This window comes from Exiguobacterium sp. AB2 (assembly GCF_000696055.1).
Taxonomy (GTDB): Bacteria; Bacillota; Bacilli; order Exiguobacteriales; family Exiguobacteriaceae; genus Exiguobacterium; species Exiguobacterium alkaliphilum.
The window spans coordinates 1-25,523 of sequence record NZ_JNAA01000033.1; the positions used below are offsets into that span (position 1 = coordinate 1).

The 25,523-nt window shown below is 44.0% G+C and carries 17 protein-coding genes; 13 read left to right on the forward strand and 4 right to left on the reverse strand.

Annotation, left to right across the window (positions count from 1 at the left end):
* The first annotated feature begins 95 nt into the window (after positions 1 to 95).
* Entirely contained in the window at positions 96 to 1,055 is a 960-nt protein-coding gene (locus DI14_RS05085) for a MarR family transcriptional regulator (RefSeq protein WP_034806067.1), read from the forward strand.
* Between the two features lie 108 nt (positions 1,056 to 1,163).
* On the opposite strand, the gene DI14_RS14985 is transcribed toward DI14_RS05085, so the two are convergent.
* Together DI14_RS14985 and DI14_RS05095 are read right to left on the reverse strand one after the other, a co-directional pair.
* Complete coding sequence (locus tag DI14_RS14985; protein WP_051622581.1) at positions 1,164 to 1,511, reverse strand: type II toxin-antitoxin system RelE/ParE family toxin; 348 nt, start codon at positions 1,509 to 1,511, stop codon at positions 1,164 to 1,166.
* 1 nt (position 1,512) lies between these two features.
* Positions 1,513 to 1,827: a hypothetical protein gene (locus tag DI14_RS05095; RefSeq protein ID WP_034806069.1), complete on the reverse strand. Its 315-nt coding sequence runs from the start codon at positions 1,825 to 1,827 to the stop codon at positions 1,513 to 1,515.
* A 200-nt stretch (positions 1,828 to 2,027) separates the two neighbouring features.
* Here DI14_RS05095 and DI14_RS05100 point away from each other — a divergent pair, with 200 nt between their 5' ends.
* The 11 genes from DI14_RS05100 to DI14_RS05145 all read left to right on the forward strand — a co-directional run bounded on the left by DI14_RS05100 (position 2,028) and on the right by DI14_RS05145 (position 17,901).
* Positions 2,028 to 3,503 (forward strand): TIGR02677 family protein, encoded by a 1,476-nt coding sequence (locus DI14_RS05100; protein ID WP_034806071.1) that lies wholly within the window; start codon positions 2,028 to 2,030, stop codon positions 3,501 to 3,503.
* Positions 3,500 to 4,654: a TIGR02678 family protein gene (locus DI14_RS05105; RefSeq protein ID WP_034806074.1), complete on the forward strand. Its 1,155-nt coding sequence runs from the start codon at positions 3,500 to 3,502 to the stop codon at positions 4,652 to 4,654. Before DI14_RS05100 ends, DI14_RS05105 begins: the two co-directional genes overlap by 4 nt.
* The gene (locus DI14_RS05110; protein WP_034806079.1) at positions 4,651 to 8,745 is read left to right on the forward strand and encodes a TIGR02680 family protein; all 4,095 of its coding nucleotides are present in this window, start codon (positions 4,651 to 4,653) and stop codon (positions 8,743 to 8,745) included. Before DI14_RS05105 ends, DI14_RS05110 begins: the two co-directional genes overlap by 4 nt.
* The gene (locus DI14_RS05115) at positions 8,742 to 10,019 is read left to right on the forward strand and encodes a TIGR02679 family protein (RefSeq protein WP_034806082.1); all 1,278 of its coding nucleotides are present in this window, start codon (positions 8,742 to 8,744) and stop codon (positions 10,017 to 10,019) included. Before DI14_RS05110 ends, DI14_RS05115 begins: the two co-directional genes overlap by 4 nt.
* Positions 10,020 to 11,045 (forward strand): restriction endonuclease, encoded by a 1,026-nt coding sequence (locus DI14_RS05120; RefSeq protein WP_235193397.1) that lies wholly within the window; start codon positions 10,020 to 10,022, stop codon positions 11,043 to 11,045.
* Between the two features lie 24 nt (positions 11,046 to 11,069).
* Positions 11,070 to 11,414, forward strand: coding sequence for a hypothetical protein (locus DI14_RS05125; protein ID WP_034806084.1), 345 nt, complete (start codon positions 11,070 to 11,072; stop codon positions 11,412 to 11,414).
* 215 nt (positions 11,415 to 11,629) lie between these two features.
* Positions 11,630 to 13,642, forward strand: a complete 2,013-nt coding sequence (locus tag DI14_RS05130) for a class I SAM-dependent DNA methyltransferase (RefSeq protein WP_034806087.1) — start codon at positions 11,630 to 11,632, stop codon at positions 13,640 to 13,642.
* A complete protein-coding gene (locus DI14_RS05135) occupies positions 13,639 to 14,172 on the forward strand; it encodes a restriction endonuclease subunit S (RefSeq protein WP_034806090.1) in 534 nt (177 codons plus the stop codon). The genes DI14_RS05130 and DI14_RS05135 overlap by 4 nt, the downstream gene beginning before the upstream one ends.
* A complete protein-coding gene (locus tag DI14_RS05140; protein ID WP_152545869.1) occupies positions 14,172 to 14,609 on the forward strand; it encodes a restriction endonuclease subunit S in 438 nt (145 codons plus the stop codon). The genes DI14_RS05135 and DI14_RS05140 overlap by 1 nt, the downstream gene beginning before the upstream one ends.
* 32 nt (positions 14,610 to 14,641) lie before the next feature.
* Positions 14,642 to 14,821 (forward strand): hypothetical protein, encoded by a 180-nt coding sequence (locus DI14_RS15605; RefSeq protein WP_235193398.1) that lies wholly within the window; start codon positions 14,642 to 14,644, stop codon positions 14,819 to 14,821.
* 89 nt (positions 14,822 to 14,910) lie between these two features.
* Positions 14,911 to 17,901: a type I restriction endonuclease subunit R gene (locus DI14_RS05145; RefSeq protein ID WP_034806097.1), complete on the forward strand. Its 2,991-nt coding sequence runs from the start codon at positions 14,911 to 14,913 to the stop codon at positions 17,899 to 17,901.
* Positions 17,902 to 17,969: 68 nt separating this feature from the next.
* Here the strand turns inward: DI14_RS05145 and drmB are convergent, their stop codons facing one another.
* Together drmB and drmA are read right to left on the reverse strand one after the other, a co-directional pair.
* Entirely contained in the window at positions 17,970 to 19,724 is a 1,755-nt protein-coding gene (drmB, locus tag DI14_RS15335; protein WP_152545870.1) for a DUF1998 domain-containing protein, read from the reverse strand.
* The gene (gene drmA, locus DI14_RS05155; RefSeq protein ID WP_034806103.1) at positions 19,711 to 23,121 is read right to left on the reverse strand and encodes a DISARM system helicase DrmA; all 3,411 of its coding nucleotides are present in this window, start codon (positions 23,119 to 23,121) and stop codon (positions 19,711 to 19,713) included. The genes drmB and drmA overlap by 14 nt, the downstream gene beginning before the upstream one ends.
* Positions 23,122 to 23,186: 65 nt before the next feature.
* On the opposite strand from drmA, the gene DI14_RS05160 reads away from it, so the two are divergent.
* Positions 23,187 to 25,514: a hypothetical protein gene (locus DI14_RS05160; protein WP_152545871.1), complete on the forward strand. Its 2,328-nt coding sequence runs from the start codon at positions 23,187 to 23,189 to the stop codon at positions 25,512 to 25,514.
* Positions 25,515 to 25,523: the final 9 nt, after the last annotated feature.

The following is a 25,523-nucleotide window of genomic DNA, read 5'->3' on the forward strand; positions in this document are numbered from 1 at the left end:
GCTGGTGGGTGGTTTTTTTATGTTTAACACTAATTTTTAAACAATAACATAAATTGTGTTATGATTAAAAAAAGTATGTTAAGGAGGATTCCTCGATGAAATCTTATGTCGAAGAAACGATGCATGTCGACATAAAAGAAACACAGAAACAGTTGCAATTGCCTCTTTCAATAAACAATGCGTATAAGTTTCGTCAATGGATCATTCAGGGTCAATCTATTCTGTTTGCACTTCCTCAAACAAATGTGAGTGTCATAACACTTGAAAAACATTTTAAAAAATTGAGCAAAATGACGAATACACCAGTTGTTTTTGGTTTTAACACGTTGTCTACGTATAAAATGAACAAGATGACAGCGAAAGGGATTCCTTTTATTCTGAATGAGGAACAGATTTATATGCCGTTTATGGGAATCCTACTGCACAAGTCTCATCTCCGTGAATTATCGGAAGTGACGAAGGTTTCCCTTCAAACTCAACGTTTTATCTTGCTCAGTATTTATAAGAATTGGACAAGATTGTCTCTAGCTGAGGCGGCAACTCAGTTAGATGTCTCTAAGATGACAGTTTCACGTATCTTTGATGAGTTAGAGGGAATTGATTCATCACTTGTATGCCGAGATGGTAAAGAACGCGTTTTTTCTAGAAAAGAAGACACACACACGTTTTGGGACACCTTTTATCCGTATTTATTTAACCCGGTGGTCCGTGACTATCGATTAGAGAAAAAGATTCAACCCAATACACTCATGATAAGTGGTCTATCCGTATTCAGTGAGTATACGATGTTAAACGGACCTGATTATCCAATTTATGCGATCACACGTGAAGAAGAAAAAGCACTTCGATTGAAAGAAATGAAGACGGTCCGGTCCGATGAAGATCCTGCATGTGTAATGCAAGTTGTGAAATATCGCTTAGAGTTAAATGAAGGGCGGCTTATGGATCCTTTGTCTATCATTTTATCGTTGTCTGATTATGAGAAAGAAGATCCTCGGATTGAGATTGAAATCGAGCGTTTGATGGAAAGGGTGTTGCAAGGATGGAAGGGTTAGAAACGTTCAAACAATATTTCAAGGAGTATGAAGACCACTACGTTCTAATTGGTGGTGCTGCCTGTGATGTTATTTTCTCGGGCATCTTATAAACAAGCCCAAGAAGAATCACATGTCGGATTCTTCTTGGGCTTTTCTTAGTTCTGCTTCTTTATATACTTTTTCTCGTGTGCGTTCTCCGATGGACAAAATACGAACAACACCTTCAAGTTCATCTTCTTCTGTAATTTGCATAATCGTCAACTGATCTTGTTTGACGGTATAAACGAGACGAAGGTTCATAGATTTGTACTTTAATTTATAACATCCAGTTAATTTACCACGGAGCGGTTCCCCATAACCAATGGGGTCGATTTTCAATTTTTTATCGATGTCCTGTTTAATGATCCGGATAATCTGCGCATCTAGTTTTTTGAGTTCTTTGACGGCTTTTCTATGAAATTCGACTTTGAACATATTATTCGATGCCTAATTCCTTGAATACGTCGTCTGCATCCACAAACTCATCTGAATGTTGAGTGGCGTCATTTAAACGAGAGAGTAGTTCTAGTTCTTCAAGAAGAGCAGCTTGTTGATGAATCAATTCAGTCATTTCTTCAAATTGGTTAAATCCAACGAGCACAGTATCAATTTCTCCTTGTGCGTTTGTCACGAACAGAGGGACAGCTTGTGCTTTTTCACGAACTTTTTTAAAAGACCGGGTCACAGTTGTCGTTGGAATGATTTGATCAGCTGTCAATGAGACAGCTGATTTTTCTTTTAGTGTTCCCATCTTCTTGCGCCTCCTTCACAACGATTTTCCTTACATATACTATAACATGAAAAGCGTTTTATTAAACGTTTAATTAAACGATTAATAAGTCGCCTGCTATAAAAATTGCTCATCCCTTTCCAAAAACAGGAATGCTCTATTTCCGCTTTCTCTGATCTGTATTATGCTTAATCATGGAGAACACAGAGAGGGGCAACCGTATGCAACCAGGGCTGCAAAAGAAAATCAAAGAAGCGACGTATTTGACGGCGGAGAAGGCGTGGAGCTATCGTCCGATTTTACGTTACTTCTACATCCAGCATGAACGGATGTGTGAATTTTTATATCCGGAAGAGATTTATGCGTACTTGAAGCAATATACAGAATTTCAAGAATACACGATGGACGGGTTGCATCAGGATTTAGAGTCGCTCGTCAAATGGGGCAACTTGATTGCCAGTCAAGAGCACCGGAAGGCGAAGACGATTGAAGAATACAAAAAGAAAAGTTTCCGCTACCAATGTACGCCGTACACGGTCGAGTTTGAGCGGATGATGATTCAACTCGAGCAACTCGGCGACAGTTTCGGCGGCTCACTCGAGAAGACACAGTTCGAGCGGCTCTATCACGTCCTTGAGGCGATCGCTCAGGCAAACGGAAAGCCCGATTCCGAATGTGCCCAGCTTTGGGAAGATGCGATGCTCTATTTCCGTCAAATCACGCAGAACACGTCGGACTATATCGCCTATATTCATAGTGAGAAAGTCGTCGATAAGATGAAGACGGAAGCGTTCCTCGTCTATAAAGATCGCTTCACGACGTATTTGCGCGACTTCATCATCGCGCTGCAGCGGACGGCCATGCAGATTCAGGACTTGTTGACGTCGCTCACGACGAATCGGCTCGAGCCGTTCTTCCAACAAGTCGTCCGGCATCAGCATCAGGCGTTCCGGTTCGAAGAAGACGACATGGACCCGATGATCGACTTAGTCGAAAAGTGGCGTAACTTGAGAGCATGGTTTCTCGGGACGACGCACGGCGAGAGCGAGTTTGAACGTCTGCAAGAACGGACGAATGAGGCCATCCGCCGCATCACCCGCATCGTTCAACGCATGAGCGAACGGCATCAACAATTTCGGAGCCGGCGCCGTGATTACGAGCATTTGGCAAAGTGGTTCGATGGGATCGAGACGATTGAAACGGCCCATGAGCTGTCCTCGGTCGTGTTCGGCGTGTTCCATACGCGTCACCTTTACGGGGACCACGTTCCGACCGACGACATGTACGTCGACGTGTGGGACGAGGCACCGATCGAGCACGAGACGAAACCACGAACGACGAAATTTAAAGAATCGACGAAAGCCGGGGCCATCATCGACCGATCTGACAAGATTGCGGAGATGCGCCGACTTCATTTGAAGCAACTTGAAGAAGAGAAGGAAGCAATTGAACGATACATCGAAGCGGGTGTCATCTCGATCAAAACACTTCCAGTGATTGAGCCGCATGTGCGAAAGCTGTTATTGTCGTGGCTCGGTAAAGCGATGGTACGGGAGGACCGGGTCATCAAAACGGAGTACGGCCGCCGCGTGCGGGTGACGCTCGAGGAAGAGCGTGTCATCTTGCGGGCGACCGACGGGACACTTGAGATGCCGAACGTGGAATATTACTTCATCGATGAGGAAGTGACGTCATGAGTGAGGAAACAAAAATAGATGAACGGATGCAAGAGGCGCTTGGAATCCTCTTTGAACAGTTTTGGGTATTGCGAACGGAGCAACCGCCCATCTACCAAAAAATCCGAGAACGTGAACATCAACTGAAACGTTACGTGACAGAGAAGTTTGGCTTTGATTTAATCGTCCATCAACATTTCATCAAACTTGAGAAGCTCCCGGTCGACCCGAAGCCATGGATGGGCATCCAAGCGTTCACCGAGCCGATGGACTACGCGATTTTCTGTTGCGCGCTCGCGTTTACAGAGAGCAAGTCGGTCGATGAGCAGTTCTTGCTGTCTCATATCACGGAAGACATCCAAGAGATGTACCCTGGCGACTTGCCGCTCGATTGGACGAACTATCGGCACCGTAAATCGCTCGTCCGCGCGCTCAAACAACTTGATGAACTGAAGTTGATTCGTGCGGTCGACGGGGACGTCGACTCGTTCGCGATGAGCGAGACGGAAGAAGTGTTGTACGAAGTGAGCGTCCATGCCCGCTATTTCATGCGGTCTTACCCAGAAGACTTATTCAATTACGAGACGATTCAAGACATCTTGACGAGCGAGTGGAGCCGTCAAAAAGAAGATGAGCGCCGGAAACGTGTGTATCGCAAGCTCATGTTCTCGCCAATCGTGTACCGGGAGTCCAAAGACGACCTGGACTTCGCCTATATCCGTAACTTCAGGAACCGACTCGGAGATGAGTTCGAGAAGTTCACGCCGTTCCGGTTAGAAGTGTTTAAAAATGCGGCCATGCTCGTCCTTCCCGACCAAAAACAGCGGTACACGTTGTTCCCGAATCAAAAAGGAATCACGGGCGTCGCCTTGCATGTGGCAAGTCATCTTCGGAAACTTGAACTGCCGGTCAACGAGATGGGTGAGATTCGGGTCACGTTGCCCGAATTCGAGCGAATCATTGAGGCGGTCCAGCTTAAATGGGGACCGGGCTGGCCAAAACAATATCGAGAAGACACCCCAAAAAAAGTGGCGCTAGAACTCGTCTCGCTCCTGCGTGAATGGGAGTTCGGATATGTGGAGACCGATTCAGGGATCCTTGTCATCCAGTCAGGGTTCGGTCGCACCGTCGGGGTTTATCCAGAAAAATTTGAAGAGGAGTTGGCGAAATGAGGGCGCAGAATCGCTGGCAAATGAACCGGGCAGGCTTGCTCAATTTTTGGTATTACACAGAAGAGACGTTCGATTTCTCGGATGGGAAGCTGTTGCTTCGAGGGAGTAACGGATCGGGGAAATCGGTGACGATGCAGAGCTTCCTGCCCGTGTTACTTGACGGGAAGAAGTCACCGGACCGACTCGACCCGTTCGGTTCGAGGGCGCGCAAGATGGAAGACTATTTACTCGGCGAGAAAGAAGTCGTCGACCGGGAAGAGCGGACAGGCTATTTGTTCATCGAATATAAGAAGGCCGAGACGAATCAATATGTGACGACCGGGATCGGGCTTCAAGCGAAACGTGGGAAGCCACTCAAATTCTGGGGGTTCGTCATCACGGACAACCGCCGTATTAACATCGACATCGAGTTGTATAAACTCGACCGCCAAGGGACACAGACGAGTAAAATCCCGTACTCACGGGTCGAGCTCGAACGGGTCATCGGGGATGGGGGAAAAGTCGTGACGACGCAAGGCGAGTATATGCAGCTCGTCAACAAACACGTCTTCGGCTTCGAGTCGATCGATGCCTATGAAGAATTGATCAAGTTGCTCATCCAGTTGCGGAGCCCGAAACTGTCGAAAGACTTCAGGCCGACCGTCATCTACGAGATTCTCGAGGCAGCGTTGCCACCATTGTCAGATGACGACTTACGCCATTTGTCCGACACGATCGAACAGATGGATCAAACGAAGCAACAACTCGAGCAGCTCGAGCGTGAACTCATCGCGCTTCAGAAGTTGAGCCGCACGTACGATGCGTACAATGAGCGCCATGTGGCCGACCTCGCCGTCGAGTACCGGATGGCGACCGAACGAGAGATGACGGAAGCGCAAGAACTTGAGAATTTACGTGAACTCCAGACGTCAAGGGCGCATGAGGTCGAGACGCTGAAACAATTGATTCAACAGCTCGACCAAGACAAAGCGACGGCCGAGCGTCAGCGTCAACGCTTGGCGTCCCATAAAGTTTGGAACTTAGAAGACGAGTTGAAGAAAGAAGTAGATGCGTTACAGCACATCACGGCTGATTATCGACGGCAGGATGAGCGACGCGCGAAGACCGCTCAAAAAATCTATGACGCCAAACAGCGGCAAGACGAAGAACAGGTAGTCCATCGCACGACACTCCAAACGATCGATGACTTGATTGATGATATGGCGTACGACGCAGAACAGGCGGCGTTCGACCGTCATGAGTTGAACGTCTCCGATTATCGTCGCCTGAATCGAGAATTTGATTTCCTGACGTGGAAACAAGAAGTAGGGGAACATACGGAACGGCTCGGCAAAGTGGCGGAAGGGATGCGCGCGCTCGAAGAGACGAAACGGAAACTTCAAACGGAAAACAAGCAACTCGCCGATGAGCAACAAGCGCGTGATCAGAAAAAGCACGAGCAGACCGATTGGCAAAAGACATTCGACCAAGACTTGGAGCGTCATCTCGCAGACGTATATCGTTGGACCGAGGAACATCCTGAGTTTGGTGTCGAAGGGGAGACGATGGGTCACATCGAGCGCACACTTCGAAACGACTATGACCCGTCAACGTATGAGGATGTGTTGCGTCTCGTTCGACCAAACGTGGTCGGTTACCAGAACCGGCTACGTGAAAAAGCGGCCTCGAAGAAAGCGGCCGAACGCGTGATTGATACGAACATTCAAAACATAGAGTCCTCACTTGCCGAGTGGAAAAAGAAGACCGATCCCGAACCGGACATCGACCCGATGACGAGAGCGTCCCGGGAACAGATGCGGGCCGACGGCGTCGTGTTCGCTCCGTTATATGCACTCGTCGAGTTCGTGGACGGAGTGGAGGAAGACGTTCAAAAACGGATTGAAGCCGCGCTCATGGACAGCGGGATGTTAGACGCTCTCGTCACCGAGGCGGACGTCACATACGACCGGGTCTTGTTGCCGGCGCCACAGATGATGGCGCATACGTTGGCCGATTATTTGAAGCCGAGCCCAGTAGATACGGGAATTGCTTCGGACCGAATCGACGACGTGCTCCGCAGTATCCTCATCGGTGATGGCGAGACGTCCATCGGAGAAGACGGGACGTATCGGCTCGGTCAATTAAACGGACATGCGGTACCGGTCGAACACGTCCGTTTCCTTGGGCGAACTGCCCGTCAACGATATCGGGAAGCAAAGATTGAACAGTTACAGCACGAAATCGAACAACTTCAACTCGAGCGCGTGACGCTACGTGGTGAGCAGGCGGAGTTGGGTCAACACATCCAATCGGCTGAAGCGGCGTGGGAGGCATTCCCGTCTGACCGGGATTTGCGGACGAGTCATCAAGAAATCCAAAAGATCAGATTTGAAATCGAGAGTTTGGAGCGACGTTGCCGTCAAATCGAAGACATGTTGAAACAGACGAGTGAGCGGTTCAACGTGTTGAAGCGTGAGGTATATACACTGGCTGAGCCGTTCGAACTAGAAAAGACGCAAGTCGCGTTTGAACAAGCGAAGCGGGCGATGGGGAGCTATAAAGATTTACTACTCGACACACATCGGGAGCACGACAACGCGGTCGCCTCGAACAAACGGCTCGACACGATGGAGGCGGCCCTGGCGGAAGCGGAAGAAGACATTCTCGAACTCATGGGTGAATTGAATGAGCTCGAGGACAAAATGGTCCGGGTTCAAAAAAATATTGCGCAAATCGAGGACCAACTGGCGAGAGAGGGCGCTGACGACATCCGTCAACAAATCCAAAACGTCCAAGCTGAATTGGAACGAATCGACCAAAATCTGAAGGAATCTTCACGACTTGTGACAACTCGAGAGACGCAATTTGAAGCTGACAAGGTCAAGCTAGACGATAAACAGCATAGCCACACGTTGTCAAAACAGATGCGAGTGGCATGGGAGACGGCCCTGAAAGCGGAGTGGAAACGAGGAATCGTCTCACTCGACGTGGACGGGAGTGATCCCGAAACGTTGTCCCGAACGGTTGAAGCGGTGTACGGGAAACGACTCACGAACAGCGCCTCAAAAGCCGACGAACATCTATCGAAAGCGTTCATCGACCAGCAAAATGATTTGATGGAATACCGGATGCGTAACTTCACCGAAGAACTGCCGCTTGAAGCGTGGATGCAGGTCGTCGATGAGCGGTTCAGACGAGAAGTCGAGATGTGGCAACAGAAGACGACACGCCGCATCATCTCGCTCGACTTGCGGGGCCAGCAGGCGAGCCCGCAAGCGGTCAAACAAACGGTCGAGGAAGAGTTCGCTCGGCAAGAGAGCGTCTTGAACGAGAGTGATAAGGAACTATATGAAGAGATCCTCTTCAAATCGGTCGGGACGAAACTCCGTTCTCGAATCCGCCGGGCCGAAGAATGGACCGGAAAAATGAATGAGTTGATGGAGAGCCGGAATACGTCATCGGGACTTACGTTCTCAATCAAATGGCGGCCGCGTACGGCGGAGAGCGAAGAAGAGCTCGACACGAAAGACTTGGTCCACATCTTGAAACAAGATGCGAAGCTGTTGAAGGACGAGGATTTCGAACGGATCACGGCCCACTTCCGGTCAAAACTGAGTAAGGCGAAGCGGATGATTAAAGAAGACGGCAAAGGACAGACGCTCCTGCAAGTGCTCCGTGAAGTGCTCGATTACCGGAAGTGGTTCTCATTCGTCTTGTACTTCGATCGAACGAATGAACCGAAACGCGAGCTGACGAACAATAAATTCGATAAGTTCAGCGGCGGGGAGAAAGCGATGGCGATGTACATCCCTCTCTTCACAGCATGTTACTCCCGATATAAAGAAGCAGCCGATACGGCGCCGTATATCATCTCGCTCGACGAAGCGTTCGCAGGAGTCGACGAGAACAACATCCGTGAGATGTTCGAGATTGTCGAGCAACTCGGTTTCGACTACATCATGAACTCGCAAATCCTGTGGGGCGATTACGATACGATTTCGTCGCTGTCGATTTGTGAGCTGTTGCGTCCGAAAAACGCCGACTACGTCACCGTCCTCCATTACGTGTGGGACGGCGAGAAACGTCATCCGAAAGAAGAGACGCTGTTATGAAGCCGTTAGTCGACGAAGCCGTACACTACTTCAAAGCATCGACAGGCTTCTCGCGTCTGTTTGAACAGTTCCGGAAGAAGTATGCCTCGCTCGGAAAAGTTGGTGGATCGGTTTCGATTCAATCATTTAAACATGATGAACTTGAAGCGATTGCCCGCTTCTTCGGAGAAGACGTCGCAACGATCCGGTTGAAGAAGACGGTGACACTTCGAGCGTTCGAGAAGAAACTTCAGACGACCAAGTTTGAAGGCGTGACGTTGCTCGAGTTGCTCGAGGCGTATTTCGGAGAAGCGCTTGTGACGAAACAAGAAGCGCTTGCCCAAATGGAAGGACAGCGAGCGGAGCGTTTTCGTGAGCTCAAGCTGACGTATCCGACCCTCACGTTTTGGTTCACTTATTTAGAGGGGCGTACGGCAGACACGCACTGGATCAATCGGATGGTTGAGACGGATAAATTTGACGTGTCTTGCGAGCAACTGTCGCAAGCGATGGAACGGTTGCCACTTGATTATGAGCGGCTGCCAGTGTTCGGGCAACGTATCCTCGGCAATCCACATGCGTTCGACCGTACAACAGATCTCGGGAAGCTCCTCATCCATGCGTTGCATATTAAACGGGGACAGATTGGAGCACCACCGAGCGATACGGAACGGGTAAACGACTTGTTGTTGGAATTTAAGTTGTTACGGGACGACATTACTAATTTTGTGACATGTGCGAATGTGACGGCGGAGCGTGAGGGGACGGAGCATCCGATGTGGCACGGGGCGGCATGGATGCATAGCGTCTTGAACGTGCCGATGCGTGAGCTGTTGAACGTAGACCGGGTGAGACCAAGCCGAGGACATACCGTATGGATCGTCGAGAACTCCGGTGTGTTCTCAAGCTTACTCGATGACGTGCCGGATGCACCGCTCGTCTGTACGCATGGTCAGTTCAAACTCGCGGCCTATCGGTTACTAGATGCGCTCGTCGCATCGGGTTGTCAGTTGAAGTACGCCGGTGATTTCGATCCGGAAGGATTACAGATGGCGGCACGGTTGAAAGAACGCTACGGCGACAAGCTCGACTATTGGTGCATGGACTTGGAGAGTTATGTGGCGTCTGAGCCGAGTGTTGAGTTGGCTGAGGAACGATTGGTGAAGTTAGATCGGGTGACGGACGTGGAGTTGCAAGACGTGGTGGAAGAAATGAAACGGCGAGGGAGAGCGGGGTATCAAGAGGCTTTGGTGGAGAAGATGGTGGTTCAATTAAAATATAGAAGGGACAGATGAATGATGAACAAACCCATTTGGTTGGTTAGAGCTGGGAGAACAGGACATCAAGAAAACGCGGCACTTGAACATAATGTAGTAGCAATCGGTTGGGAAGAGTTAGGTGATCTGTCGAAGATTAAAGACAAAGATGAATTGATTAAATTATATGAGTCTAATTATTCGGAACTTAAAGCACGAGCAATAAGTCACAAGGCTAATCAAATTTGGCGTTTTGCGACGGAAATGGAAATCGGTGATTATGTTGTGCTGCCTTTGAAGACAGAACCGGTCATCGCAATCGGTCAAGTAACAGGAGAATACGAATTTAATACAACGATTGCTGAAGAAGTTAGACATATTCGAAGAGTAAAGTGGTTAACGACAGACATGCCGCGAACTCGCCTAGATCAAGATTTACTGTATTCCCTTGGTGCATTTATGACAGTATGTCGGATCCAGCGCAACGATGCGGAGACAAGAATCCCGCAAGCGTTGCAACGTTACATAAACGGTGTAGATTTGCTGTCTACTCCACAGAATATTGATGTCGATGAAGAAGAAATCGTCGATTTAGAAGCAATCGGACGTGATCAAATCCGGATCCTCATTGAACGAGAGTTTGCTGGACATCGCTTGCAAGACTTGGTCGCAGCCATCTTAAAAGTAGAAGGATTCCAACCGGTCGTGTCTCCACCTGGAAAAGACGGAGGTGTCGATATTTTGGCAGGGAAAGGTGTTCTTGGCTTAGAAGAACCTCGGATTTGTGTCCAAGTAAAAGCCACGGCTTCACCAGCGGGGATCGATGTCATTAACAGTTTGTTAGGTGTCGTCTCAAGTTATGGCGCGACGTACGGATTAGTTGTCTCACTAGGAGGCTTCACAAAAGATGCACGCAATAAAGCGAAAGAACAATTCTTTAAAGTGCGTCTATGGGATTCGGATGACCTGATTGAGGCGTTGCTACGAGTATATGATGATTTAGATGAAGACATGCAGGCTTCCTTGCCTTTGAAACGAGCGTGGGTCACAGTCCCGGCGGAATGACGCACTAAAAAGGAGCGGCAGGATATGAGACGGAGAATATCTATAATTGTGATAGCCACTATTTTCTTGTTGAGTGGTTGCGATGGAATTGATAAATTTGGAGCCAATGCGGATCATGCTGCTGAAGAAGCAGAGCGTGGAATGGAAGGACGAGCAGAAGCGTTTGAATATGAGGAAGAGCAATATCAAGAGTATCTAGAAATGGTTGAAGAATTAGATTATCTTCGAGAGAAAAATGAAGAGTTGGAAGAAGAAATCTTTAACTTAACAGAGTATCGAGATACTCGTGAAGATGCATATGAGTACTTTTGTGAATATGGGTACGACGAGATTAGTGAAGCAACGTATAATGAATTATGCCAATATTGATTGCCTAAATGAGCATCGCCCAAGTGGGACACGATGCTCATTTCTTTTATAGCGTTGAACAAAGATTTTTACAAAATAATGCATAAGATGATGATATGGTGTCTACAAAAAAAAGCTACTGAACTATAATTAGTACAAGTCATCTTCCAGAAAAATAGAAAAGAATAAATTTATAAACGACAGATTCTTAATAAATGTAAAATGAGGTATTCAAAATGATTAATTTTCAAGACAAAGTAAGTTTTATTTGGTCAATCGCAGAGGTTTTACGTGGGCCATACAAGCCAGAAGACTACGGGAAAATTGTACTGCCATTAGCCGTATTGCGCCGATTTGACTGTGTGTTAGAAAGTACGAAAGAAGAAGTACTAGCGAAAGCTGATCAATTTTCATCAATGAGTGAAGAGGCTCGAGAACCAATTTTGAATCGCATCTCTAAGCAAAATTTTCATAATACAAGCAAATATGATTTTAATAAGCTATTAACGGATTCGGATAATATCGCTGATAACTTACGCGACTACATAAATGGCTTTTCAAAAGTGGCGCGAGATATCATGGATCATTTTGATTTTGATCGTCAAATCGATAAGTTAGATCAAAACGACTTACTGTATTTAACGATTAAACGCTTCAGCGAAATCGACCTACATCCTGAAACAGTCTCCAATATTGAAATGGGTTATGTATTTGAGGAATTAATCCGTCGTTTCAATGAGAATGCGGAAGCAGGGGACCATTATACGCCTCGGGAAGTGATTACTTTAATGACCAATCTTTTGTTTTTACATGACGATACAAGTGTTATAGCCAAGCCAGGTTTAACACAAACGTTGTACGATTGTGCAGCTGGCACTGGCGGAATGGGTTCTGTGGCTCAAGATTATCTATCAAGTCAAAACCCTACGGCACACTTGGAATTTTTCGGACAAGAAATCAACCCAGAATCATATGCGATTTGTAAAGCAGACTTACTCATTAAAGGTGAAGATGCCCGAAATATTCGTTTAGGAAACACATTGTCAAACGACCAGTTCTCACGTGAAAAATTTGATTATCTCATTTCAAATCCTCCATATGGGGTAGATTGGAAATCATATGAGAAACCAATCAAAGAAGAACATGCGCAACAAGGATTCAATGGACGGTTCGGTCCAGGCACACCTCGCACGAGTGATGGACAACTACTATTTTTATTGCATTTATTATCGAAAATGAAGCCTGTAACACCTGAAAATCCACAAGGTTCACGTTTGGCCATTATTATGAACGGATCTCCTTTATTTACAGGAGATGCTGGTTCTGGTGAAAGTGAAATTCGTAAATATGTACTAGAAAACGATTTAGTAGAAGGTATCGTGGCGTTACCAAATGATCTATTCTACAACACAGGTATTTCAACGTATATTTGGATCCTAACAAATAATAAGTCTCCACTTCATAAAGGAAAAGTGCGCTTGGTTAATGCGGTAGACTTCTCGAAAAAGATGAAAAAATCTATGGGTAGCAAGCGTAATGAAATTACAGAAGAACAAATCAATGAAATCGTGCGTTTATACGGGGATGCGCAGCCACATGAAAATGTAAAGATTTTCGATAATGAAGACTTTGGTTATTCAAAAATTATAGTAGAACGCCCGTTACGATTGAACTTCCAAGTGAGCGAAGAGCGTTTAGCACGTGTTACTGAAGAAAAAGGGTTCCTGAACTTAGCAATATCGAAGAAAAAAGGCGATGCAGGTCACTTTGAAGTCGAAGAAGGAAAGAAGCTACAAACACAAATTTTATATGTGTTGCGCACATTAGCGAGCGATAAAGTATATAAAAATCGTGATGAGTTTACGAAGGTGTTAAAAGCTGCTTTCAAAGAAGCAGACATCAAAGTTGGAGCACCGGTATTAAAAGCGATTCTAGCAGGTCTTTCTGAAAAAGATGAAACAGCTGATGTATGTATGAAAAACAAAACAGAGATCGAGCCTGATTCGGATTTACGTGATACAGAAATCGTTCCGTTAAAAGAAAATATTGAGGATTACTTTGCTCGTGAAGTGTTACCTCATGTATCTGATGCATGGATTGACGAAACGAAAACAAAAATCGGCTATGAAATTCCGTTCACTCGTCAGTTCTACAAATATACAGCATTACGCAGCTCAGCAGAAATTATGGACGAAATTCGTACGTTAGAAACGGAGATTGCGGAGCAGTTGAAGAAGGTGATGGGATGAGTATTGTAGAAAAATTATTTGAAGATATTCCAAATGGATGGATTATTGCTAGATTAAGTTCGTATTTGAAGAATGAAAAAAATGCTATTAAAGCGGGTCCGTTTGGAAGTCATTTAACAAATTTAGATATGCAAGGTTCGGATATAAAAGTATACAATCAGAGAACAGTATTAGATAGAGATTTTATCAATGGTGAGTATTATATTTCAGCAGAAAAATTTGCGGAATTAAAGGGATTTATTGTTGAACCTAATGATTTACTTGTTACTACAAGAGGATCTATTGGAAAATGTGTTATTGTTCCAACTGACGTTGAATTAGGAATTTTGCACCCATGCTTAATTAAGATGAAAATTAATGAAGTGAAAATAATTCCTCAATTTTTACAATATATTTTTAATGATACTAATATAGTGAAAGAACAGGTTCAATTTTTGAGTAACTCTACGACAATTGACGTTATATACACTCAGACTCTAAAAGATTTGAAGTTTATGATTCCCACAAAAAATGTTGATCAAAAAAAATAGTGGCTTATCTAAATAAAAAAATTGGTGATATAGATTCATTAATATATATGAAAGAGTCTAAAATAAATCTATTAGAACAACAACGCCAATCAATCATCACAGAAGCTGTTACAAAAGGTTTAAATCCTAATGTGAAAATGAAAGACTCAGGTGTTGAGTGGATTGGTGAGGTTCCTGAGCTTTGGGAAGTTAGTAAGTTAAAAAATCTATTTATTTTACAGCGAGGTCATGATTTAACACATGAGGAATTTAATGAAGGCGAAATTCCTGTTTATGCTTCAAATGGTATAATGGGCTATCATAATACAATTACTACTAAAGGACCGAATGTAACGGTAGGTCGTAGTGGGAGTGTGGGGAAAGTAAATTATGTGGAAACTGATTTTTGGGCTCACAATACATGTATATATGTAAAAGATAATAAAAAAATGATATGAAATATATTTATTATATTTTGAAGTCATTAGATATGAGTAATTTAAGTACGCAAACTGCTGTGCCAACACTAGATAGAAAAAACATTCAAAATTCTAATTTTGTTTATACTATAGACATAGAAGAACAACGAGAAATAGCACTTTACTTAGATAGGAAATTAGCTCAAATTGATACAACGGTTAATCTTATAGATATGCAGTTAAAAAACTAAAAGAATACCGCCAAGCCCTAATTTACGAAGCAGTTACAGGCAAGATTGATGTACGTGATATGGAACTTGATTAAGTGAGGTGAGTTGTCATGGCAATGGATACTTCGGAAAAAGGGTTTGAATCGAATATTGAAACTGAGTTAATTGAAAATGGCTATAAAAAGCGTGTACTGGAAGGTGACGCAAGTGTCGCTTTTAAGCAGCATGCTATCGACGTAGAGGAACTATTTGCATTTTTAGAGGATACGCAGGAAAAACGTATGCGTACGCTTGAGAAGTCGTATGGTCCTTCTTACAAAGAAGAAGTGCTAAAACGTATCAAAGATCAATTGCATAAGCAAGGATTAGTCGAGTGCTTACGTAAAGGAATTAAAGATCGTGGTGTGACGTTAAACCTTGCCTACAATAAGCCACCAACCGATATGAATAAGACGTTGAACGAGCAATACCAATTGAATCGTTTCAATGTGTCTCGTCAAGTCTATTATAGCGACAAGCATAACAATAGTTTGGATATGGTGTTGTTCCTGAACGGTCTACCACTTGTCGTGATGGAACTAAAAAATCCATTAACGAATCAAACGGTGGAACATGCGATGAAACAGTTAAAGAATGATCGAAATCCTAGGGAACAATTCTTCCGTTTTAATGAGCGAGTTGCTGTTTATTTTGCTGTTGATCCAGACGAAGTGTTCATGACCACAAAGCTCGATAAAGGGAAAACCTATTTCTTACCTTTTAATAAAGGCAATCAGGGAGGCAAAGGAAACCCTTTACCTCAAGACAGCAATTATCGGACACATTACTTGTGGGATGACATTTTAGCACCGGATAGTCTCCTTGATATCCTTTATCGTTTCATTTTCGTGAAGAAAGATGAAATCAAAGATTCAAACGGTGAGACCATTGGAGAACGACAAATGCTCATCTTCCCTCGTTTTCATCAATTGGATGCAGTCCGTAAAATCGAAACAGACGTATCTCGTCATCTCGTTGGTCGTAACTATTTAATCCAACACTCTGCTGGCTCAGGGAAAACGAACTCGATTTCATGGCTCGCCCATCGATTGGCGAAATTACATAACGAGAATAACGAATCGATTTTCAGTAGCGTCATCGTCATTACCGATCGTCGCGTCTTAGATAAACAGTTGCAAGATGCGGTTTATCAGTTGGAGCATAAAGCTGGAATGGTTGAGCCGATTGATAAAAACTCTGACCAACTCGCACGTGCGATTAACAATGAGACACGCATTATCATTACAACGCTTCAAAAGTTCCCCTTCGTTTTAGAGAAAGTGGCAGGTTTAGAACGTAAAAAGTATGCAGTAATCATTGATGAAGCGCACTCCTCACAAGGGGGCAAAGCATCGACCGCTCTGACGAACGTCTTATCCGATAAGACATTAGAAGCAGCATACGAAGAAGATCGGATTGCCGAAGATAACTTGGATGATGTCGATGAGAAAATCGTAGAAGCCATCATGAAGAGTGGGAAACAAGATAACGTGTCATTCTTCGCGTTTACGGCTACCCCAAAACCAAAGACTCTAGAAAAGTTTGGGACAGTTGGTCCAGACGGTAAACCAGCAGCTTTCCATCAGTACACGATGCGCCAGGCAATCGAAGAAGGATTTATTCTAGATGTCCTCGAGAATTACACGACGTACAAGACGTTTTGGAAGATTGCGAAGACCGTAGCCGATGATCCAGAAGTTTCACAAAAGCAAGCGACGAAGAAATTGGCTCAATACGTCTCCCTGCACCCGCACAGTATTGCGCAGAAGACAGAAATCATCGTCGAGCACTATCGAAATTTTGTACAACGTAAAATTGGAGGCAGAGCCAAAGCGATGGTAGTAACGGCGAGCCGCTTGCACGCCGTACGCTACAAAGTCGCCTTTGATCGTTATATTAACGAGATGGGTTACAATGATTTGAAAACGGTAGTAGCGTTTTCTGGGACCGTTCAAGACGGCGGCATCAATTACACGGAGCCGGACATGAATCAGTTTTCGGAAAGAGAGTTACCTGAAAAGTTCAACTCCGATGAATATAAAGTCTTGCTAGTGGCGGAAAAATATCAAACTGGATTTGATGAACCACTCCTCCATACGATGTATGTAGATAAACCGTTAAGCGGTATTAAAGCGGTTCAAACTCTGTCTCGTTTGAATCGGACTTGCCCCGGTAAAGACGATACATTCGTATTAGATTTTGTGAACGACCCAGAAGATATTCAAGCATCGTTCCAACCTTATTATGAATCGACTAGCTTATCTGAAGTGACTGACCCGAACATCTTGTATGACATGCAGGCTGAAATAGAACCATATCAATTATTCACGGCCCAAGAAGTGCAAAGGGTCAACGAACTTGAAGTGACAGGTGGAGCGAACAAGTCCGCAAAAGCTCAGATTGAGTTGAATGCGATTCTTGATAAAGGTGTAGACCGATTCAAAAACCTTTCAGATGAAGAACAGTATGCGTTTAAACAAGTAGCCACTAAGTTTGCACGGACTTACGGATTCATTTTACAAGTCATCACCTTCATCGATTTAGACTTACACAAGTTGTATATTTATCTGACGTATTTACTGCGTAAGTTACCTCGCGGTCGAGATGACAAAGATGTTTACTTGGCCGATGATGTGACGCTTGAATACTATCGCAACCAAAAAGTGTTTGAAGGTGGCATTGAGCTTGAGAAAACAGGCGGCTACGACTTAAATCCTCAAAAGCATGGGATAGGTGGCTCAGGGGATGACGAGAAAGTCCGCTTATCAAGTATATTAGACAAGTTAAATGAACGCTTTGGCACACAATTCACTGAAACTGACTTTCTTTCACGTGAGCAAGTAAAAGAAGATATGTTAAACAGTGAAGATATTCGTGAAAAGGCAAAGAACAATACAAAAGAGAATTTTAAATTCGCATTTGAGAAGACGTTCATTAACTTCGTCATTGATCGGATGAGTAGTAATGAAGAGTTTTTCCTAAAAATCCTAGAGAACGATGAGTTCAAAACCGTGATTATGGAAGACATGATGAATGAAGTGTATGGGGAAGTGAATAACTAAAAAATGGTGCGAAGACTTCTGTAAAGTCTTCGCACCATTTTTGTGTCTTTCTTTTTACTAACGGCGGGTTATATGTCAAAGAATGCGAGATGATCATCCGATAACTTTGGATGAAGTGTCCGCCGATCTAACAGTTCATTGTTCCATTCACAAGACGTCTCACTTAAGAACAGACAGCAATGGCATGCTGCAGCTTTTCGGTCTTGGCCACCTTCAAGGCAAGTCGGGTCTGATGAGCAGTACTCCGTTAATTCAATGGCACGCTTTAGCATCAATGACATCTTCTCTGGTTTGGCAAGTTCAATCAATCCACCTAAACTGCTTTCAGAATCACCCTCGGCCGTATGGATTAACACAGAGGCAGCGCCATTCTCAAAATATAACCGCTCCCGCAAGGAGGTAGAAGAATACCCACTCGTTTCAGCAAACGCTCGAATTAGGGCGTGAGCAAATGTGTGAAGCAAAATATGGCGTGGATATAATTCGATTTCGACTTGGCCACGCTTTATACGTTTTTGTTGGAATCTCGCCAACTGGCCTTCGAAGATACGTTTTACAGAGTCACGACTTTCCCATTCTTCAATCATCTCTGGATTCAATTCAATAAATATCCCTTCACCAAAAATCTCGATTCCTGGATACCAGTGTGTGTGGTTTTTAAAGATGGAGACACCATCTCCTGCTTTGCGTTCGACGAATGAATCTGCGTAATTCAAACGATTGAAACTAGTTAACGCACGGACTTCACGCATCAAATCTACACGTGTGATGTGACTGATATAGTCTGTCCATTCTTCAGGAACAGGCACTCGCTCGGCTTGGCAATCTTGTTCTTGGAGCGGTGCAGTTTTTGTGTGTCTCCATGCACTGAGCTCACGTTGTTTGATAGAACCAAAAGCAAGGTCCTCCAATTGCCGATTAGAATCTAAATAACGAATGCCCTTTTGAATGTCGTTTTCTGTCCAATCTCCGTCACTCAATAACCCTTTCAGCATGATTGTTTTTTGGTCTGTAGAAAAGTTTGGCCATGTATTTTTAAATAATTCATACTTTTTATCAATTTCTTGATAAATCGCTTCAAGACTTGCTGTTTTGAGTGGGAGCGTAATAACACTTTGAACGTTTGGGATGTGTAATTTTGTTTCTCCGCGCAAGGCCACAGTCATTTCAGCGTCACACGTCTCCACTTGATGATTTAAAATCCAAGGCTTGGTTCCTGCACATGTCTTCCCCGTGACACGTTCAAGCTCTCCCTTTTCTTTTATGCGTGCCAGGGAAACAGGAGGCGTGGAACAATTGGTACATCGAATTCGCATCGTTTTGTAAGAACTCGATAGCGTGCCCTTATCTGTCATCAGTCGTAAACGAGGATTATCACAAATATCATGTCCTTGATGTGCCCACTTCACCCATGGGAAATCACTTATATGACCCTTCCGACAAGCGGTCACAAAACGCATCGGCGCATATTTCACTCCAAGGGGTTCACATGTTGGATTTGTACAAAACGTACGTCTCGGTTGATCTGTCATAAATCCACAATTCGGACAGAAGCGCCAGACTGGAAAACGGGATACTTTCGTGCGTATTGCTTCAGGGTTGCTGTTCAGTAGGCGGATCGGCTTCTGGTTGAAAGCACTCATCACAGCGTCATGGTCTTCTTCGCGAACTTTATTGTATCCAAATTTCCATTGATCCACTGCGTTCGTGATAAAACTACCGTCTGGCAAATCAACGATCGCTCCTGGACCGAAGTGATGAAGTAATTGTGCTGCACGAATCGAACCTCGTTGATAAGAATGCTTTGAATCACCAGCTGTCATAGCGATTGACCTCCTCTTCAACTTTAATTTCAGGCTCTACACTGCGCAAAGAAGTCAGCGCAAACATCGCATCGTGAGTATAAGGTGTTTCTTCAAAGTACTTCAACAAATGGTGTGACGTATTCATCGGTCTACCGTTCACAATTTTTTGACGATAGGCTAGTTCGTGATTTGTACGAGTAGCGAGTGATTCCCATGTATCTAACACTTCACTAACGAGCTGACGAGTTTCTGTTTCGGAACAATCATACACCGACTTAGCTCGAGCGACAAAGCGATCAATCATCGTCACGTCTATAGCATCCAAATCAAATTGACCTGCGCTATTGGATTTCGAAATAGAAGGCGATGTCATCGTTTGACGAATCAATCCCACGAGAACACCAGTAATACCGCGTTTTAATGCACCTTTAGAGAATGGTGTCACGCTTGTAGGCTCAACGTATTGATAAAACGACTGGTGGAAAGATTTGAACTGCTCATAGTGGAACAAATCCCGAGTACGTTGAGGGTTCAGAATTGTTACGACTAGGCCAGGGTGTTGACGACCAACACGGCTCGTAGCTTGGATGTATTCAGCAGTCGTCTTCGGTTGACCATGGACGACCATCAAACCGAGACGGTTGACGTCGACTCCTACGGAAATCATATTCGTACAAAGGACAGCATCCAATACTTCATCATTCTCAAATGTTCGTTCCATCCGAGCTAATAGTTCTGGAATTTCCTGCGCTTTTTTACGACTCGTCAACTCTTCGAAATCGAGTAATGGCTCTTCAATTTCATTCGCTTGAAGATACGTCCGAATCTCATCATAAAACATCGTATTCGTACCGGCCAATTCACGAATTGTATTGAAATACCCAACGACGGTCCAATACGGATCGAGTTCTGCTTTCTTCTCTTGTTTCCGTGTCGCGGCAATCAATGCTCCGTATACGTTCACAGTATGGATTTTCATACTGACCCCCGGCGAAGAAATACCTACATACAGACGACCTGGTTTCTGATCAATCGGTACTGTTTTTGAAAAAAATGAGTCATCAGGTGATTGAATATAAACTGGGAATTGGTTTGCCGGACGGTCATAAAGACCTCGAATTTGAGATTCAGCCCCACTGATGGTAGCGGTAGAAGCAACTATTTTTGGTTTTGATTCGCCAAATCCCATGAGCTCATCAATCACGAACTCATATAAACCTGTTAGAGAACCAAGTGGACCGTTTAAAAGGTGCAGCTCATCTTGGATTACAAGATCCGCAGGAGGAAGCCAAGCGTGTTGCCGTGGCAAATCTTGTGTCGGAGAGTCGTCTATGAACTTGTTGTCGGAAGCTCGATAGGATGATTTACGACCGAACAATTCTCCAATTCGCGGTTGCCAAGCAATTTGTGCTAGTTTATCGACGGTCCCGATGACGAGCGACGGTAAATGATCGTAAATGGCCTCGTCAATCGTATATGCTGGGATGCCGCTGTGGAATGTACATCTTGCTTTCGGACATTTGATTGTCGCTTTAGCTCGATTGACCGTATAGTTTTGTACAGTCAATTTCTCCCCACACCAAGGGCAATGGCTAAGTTGCATCGGGTTGCCGACTTCCCCGTTCTCAAGAGGTTCGTTGCTTGCTAGTTTTTGCAGCGCGATCTTTGCATCATCATAATTGTTTGGCGTAGATGCACTTCCAATCCAAAGTCCAATCGAGAACGGAACGGTACCTAGGTATGCTAATTGAATCTCGGGGATCTGATTCGAATAAGTATCTTCGTGTCGACGAATCGCTTCCATGGCACAAATAAGGAGCGTCGCTCGCTGGAACTGTTGAATGGTTAGCAGGCGGAGCGTATAGCGCATCATGACACTCATGCCACCGTAACTCATTGGGTCGCCGGCATCGTTCTTTAAGCGGCGAACAAACATCACGAATGCGGCTAAACCAAGATAAGCTTCCGTTTTACCTCCACCAGTCGGGAACCATAGCAAATCGACAAGCTGACGGTCTTCATGTTGCTCGTCAAAACTGCTAGGTAAGTTCATAAGGATAAATGCTAACTGGAACAGGCGCCATTCGCTTTTAACGGGTTCAAAATCGTATTGTCCTGTTTCTTTATATACCGAGGCATGAATCCCTTGCTCACGTTGAACATGCATCGCTAAGTTCGAGAGTCTGAAACCTGTCCAGGCTTTGTCATTCGTCTCCAAAAGACGAATTCCATCGTACATACGCGAGCAAGTTTCTCTTGCTTGTTCAACTTGTTGCAAAAGTAAGGATTGATCGATTTTGCTAAGGCCGTCCAACTTCGCGGATTCATCCGCAATCCATTCCATATACGCATCTGGTAATTTGTTTAACCGAGAAATAACTTCGGCTTTAGGCTGCTTAGCCAAATCAAGCATGTTGAACGACGTATCCGTCAAGCGTTGATGTTCAACGAGAGGCACTTCTTCTTTTGGCAACCATGTCGTTGTGAAGTAGTAGGTAGTGTCGTCTACGGACCAATCTGTACCGATTTGGTGACCAATAATAGGAACAGTCCGTTCGCGATATAAGAAATTGATTAAGTTGTTCATGCCGTAAGCAGGACGCGGAACAATCGCCTGCTTATTGACGCTAAATGATAGTTTCGGTTGGAAAATAATCTCCTCTTGTCTTGGGAACCGATTAGTTGAGCTTAAGTCCAAGCTGTGGACAAGATAAAGACTAATGTCTAATCCGGATTTTCCCGGGCGAATATACCATTTCAAAAGTAGATTTGAATCTGAGTCGATTGACAGTTCACCACTCTGATTTAAATCCAGTGAGACAATTTTTGAGAACGGCTGCCGTTTGTAATAAAAAGAGTTATCTTCTTCTACGGATTCATAACGTGCCCAACTGATATGACAAGTTAGTGGGACAATATCATTTAATATAAAGCTTACACCCAAGCTAGAGTTACGAAATTGGTCTTGAGAAATGATGATTTCTTCGATGGCTTCACCTTCAACGGTAACGCCTTCAACTTCGTTTAAAGGTTGATCCGTCTCTTCTTCATGAATAACGTTTGATGAGGCCCCGTATGGAAAGAGTCGACCGGTCAAATAGAATGAACTTGGTGCAGCTTTGAGCGTTTCATGTTCACCATTTTGTGGTCCTATCAGTCTTTTTTCTAGGTTCTCAACGAGTTCAGTTCGTTGTTTAGGTGTAAAGGCTTTAGCTTGTGTAGTTGGCTTCTCCTGACTTGTTAATTGGAGAACACCTTTATTCATATGAATTTTTGTTTGGTGTGCTAGAATCTGTCGAAGTTGTCGCAAATCGATGAACTCATCTTCAAGCAAATCTAAAGCCTCATCAATCGAGGCTTGTTGATTATCTTTACCTGATAAAAAATTAACTAGGCGTTGGATAATATCATTCATTGTTTTGCCCCTTTCTTATATAATTTAATTGTAAAACATTTGAATATAAGGGGCGAGGGGAAATGATGGAATCTTCAGGAGTAGTCTCTTCAAATATTAGTTATATTCAGTTGGCATTTAACTCACTTCACACCGATGTATTGACGCGAGAGAAATTAATTGAGTATTTGATGATGATTTGGGATTCAGGACGAGGATGCAAGAGAGAAGATGCTGTTCGGAATTTAACTACAGCGTTAGAAGCAAATGTACCGTCGGTCATTAGCGAAGGCGATTACGTGAGACGGAAAAATGATCCTTCGTCACAATTTGACTCGCTTGAGCGTGAACTACGTCAAAACCGAGAGCCTATTTTAATGAGTAAAGATTTGAAAAATAAAATAGCAAGTTTATATAAAGATCCTCGATTTATTGTTTTAAACGGGAAGCACGGGCATAAAGATGCACAGTATATCATTCTTAGCGAATGGCAATTGCTAAATGATTTGGTCCATCGCTATATGTACAAGAATAAACTCGAAAACATCGTCAGGCATGATGTGATTGCACAAGTAAAATCATACTACGACATCCAAGATTCTAACGTCTTGTTCTTTCCTAAAGTAGATTCCCGTTTCAAGACATCTTATCAACGCATTAGTTTAAATGATTATGATAATCCACCAATGGATTACAACATCACCGTGTCACCAGATATTCTAGAAGAAATTGAAGAACAGAAAGGTGCCATTATTGAGCACTTGAAACGGAATCGCGAAACACCGATTAAAATTCGAGAAATTATTCAAAAGTATTTTCGGAAACAGCCATATGAAAATATATTCTCTGCTTATTATGAAGGATTGAGACAAGTTTTAAAGGTGGAACGAAATATTGTTATTTCTCAGAATACGATTATTTATGATGATTCCAAACCTAAAGAACTAGATCTCACCTCAAATAAAACGCGAGGGAAAACAATTATTTCTCCAATCCCATCACCACGACTGAAGCAGAACATAGAAGTTACTAAACCTATTAAACGTGAACGTACAGCCAATAATCGTGTGACGGTTCGTTTATCTACACTCGAACGAAGAAATTCTACGATTCAGGTGTCTGGTGAGCTGGCAAAGTATTTTGCCGCTGGACAGCTAGAGGTAGTAAATCAGTCGAGTTCTTTTATTCTTACCATGAACGCAAAAGGTCAGGCAGGAAGCCACAGTTTTAGCGATTTCCTCTTTGAACATCGAATTAAACCGGGACAAAAGATGATATTCGAGAATCTTCAGGAGGGCAAAGCGACTGTCCGAGTGGCTCCGTATCTACCAGAGGATATGCGAGAAGCTGAGCGGCTTAACCGTCTACAAGAACTCGATTCATCCATTGAACATCCAAGCGCACGTTCACTCTTAGTAAACTATTTATTAAAACAGAAATCTCCGGTTTCTGTGGATAAGTTAATTGAAGAGGTTCAACAACATTATCCATATTCACCGAAAACGGTGGAGTCAATTCTGTACAAACATCCCTACTTTATTCAAGATACGCTTCACACATGGCGCTTTGAACCTGGTCTTTGGAATACACGTCAAGAATCCAATAGTTTGCTGAATTTGAACGAAGAATTGATTCAGATCTGGGGAGACTTAATACCATTCATATATGAAGGCAGTAACGTACCAGCTCCACATTTCATCCCACAAGAAGTCGAAGACATCCGTGTCATTGTATGGGGTGGCCAATCACCACTTAACCGAACTCAGGAACTCGAATTTCGAGAAGGTGGAATGCTCCTCAACCCTTCTTCAATCAATCAGAATTTAGACGAAGAACAGTTTTTGACATGGGCGTCTCTCATATATGAACAAGGAAAAAATAGTTCGACTACAAGACATGCTTTTAATCAAAAAATCGAACGTTTCTTTCGACTAGCTGGAGTTAAAACGAATGTACTAGCAATCCCTACTTTCCCAGCTTTACGGTTACCTCATCGATTGAAGTGTTCCCGACTAACGAAATCAATCTTGAATGGTAGCCATCCAGAAAGTACGCTTTTAGGACCATTGTTATTTGAACAGTATAGGATCATGATGCGGTTTATTAACGAACATAAAGCACATGTCGTTGTTTTGAATTTTGATGAGACGGAGTACGCATACTTCCTCTATGCGATGCTTGGATACTCTGAGCCGATAGAACGCAAAGCGCTCACTGCATTATTAGAAGATCGACAAATGCCAATTCGAGAAGACAAGCGTGTGTTATGGAATTGGAGCGAGTCTACAAAACCATTCTTTAATCTAGGCAACGTAGCATTTGAGCGGAATTATCAATTGGCTAGCGAGTTGTTCAAATTGTATGACGGAGAGGCGTGGAAAACTGTTAAACAAGAAGCGTTCGTGGTGCGTTGAGATCAGGTT

Coding starts and splice junctions, on each gene's coding strand:
- DI14_RS05085 (WP_034806067.1), top strand. CDS start 96: ATGAAATCTTATGTCGAAGAAACGATGCATGTCGACATAAAAGAAACA.
- DI14_RS14985 (WP_051622581.1), bottom strand. CDS start 1,511: ATGTTCAAAGTCGAATTTCATAGAAAAGCCGTCAAAGAACTCAAAAAA.
- DI14_RS05095 (WP_034806069.1), bottom strand. CDS start 1,827: ATGGGAACACTAAAAGAAAAATCAGCTGTCTCATTGACAGCTGATCAA.
- DI14_RS05100 (WP_034806071.1), top strand. CDS start 2,028: ATGCAACCAGGGCTGCAAAAGAAAATCAAAGAAGCGACGTATTTGACG.
- DI14_RS05105 (WP_034806074.1), top strand. CDS start 3,500: ATGAGTGAGGAAACAAAAATAGATGAACGGATGCAAGAGGCGCTTGGA.
- DI14_RS05110 (WP_034806079.1), top strand. CDS start 4,651: ATGAGGGCGCAGAATCGCTGGCAAATGAACCGGGCAGGCTTGCTCAAT.
- DI14_RS05115 (WP_034806082.1), top strand. CDS start 8,742: ATGAAGCCGTTAGTCGACGAAGCCGTACACTACTTCAAAGCATCGACA.
- DI14_RS05120 (WP_235193397.1), top strand. CDS start 10,020: ATGATGAACAAACCCATTTGGTTGGTTAGAGCTGGGAGAACAGGACAT.
- DI14_RS05125 (WP_034806084.1), top strand. CDS start 11,070: ATGAGACGGAGAATATCTATAATTGTGATAGCCACTATTTTCTTGTTG.
- DI14_RS05130 (WP_034806087.1), top strand. CDS start 11,630: ATGATTAATTTTCAAGACAAAGTAAGTTTTATTTGGTCAATCGCAGAG.
- DI14_RS05135 (WP_034806090.1), top strand. CDS start 13,639: ATGAGTATTGTAGAAAAATTATTTGAAGATATTCCAAATGGATGGATT.
- DI14_RS15605 (WP_235193398.1), top strand. CDS start 14,642: ATGAGTAATTTAAGTACGCAAACTGCTGTGCCAACACTAGATAGAAAA.
- DI14_RS05145 (WP_034806097.1), top strand. CDS start 14,911: ATGGCAATGGATACTTCGGAAAAAGGGTTTGAATCGAATATTGAAACT.
- drmB (WP_152545870.1), bottom strand. CDS start 19,724: ATGACAGCTGGTGATTCAAAGCATTCTTATCAACGAGGTTCGATTCGT.
- drmA (WP_034806103.1), bottom strand. CDS start 23,121: ATGAATGATATTATCCAACGCCTAGTTAATTTTTTATCAGGTAAAGAT.
- DI14_RS05160 (WP_152545871.1), top strand. CDS start 23,187: ATGGAATCTTCAGGAGTAGTCTCTTCAAATATTAGTTATATTCAGTTG.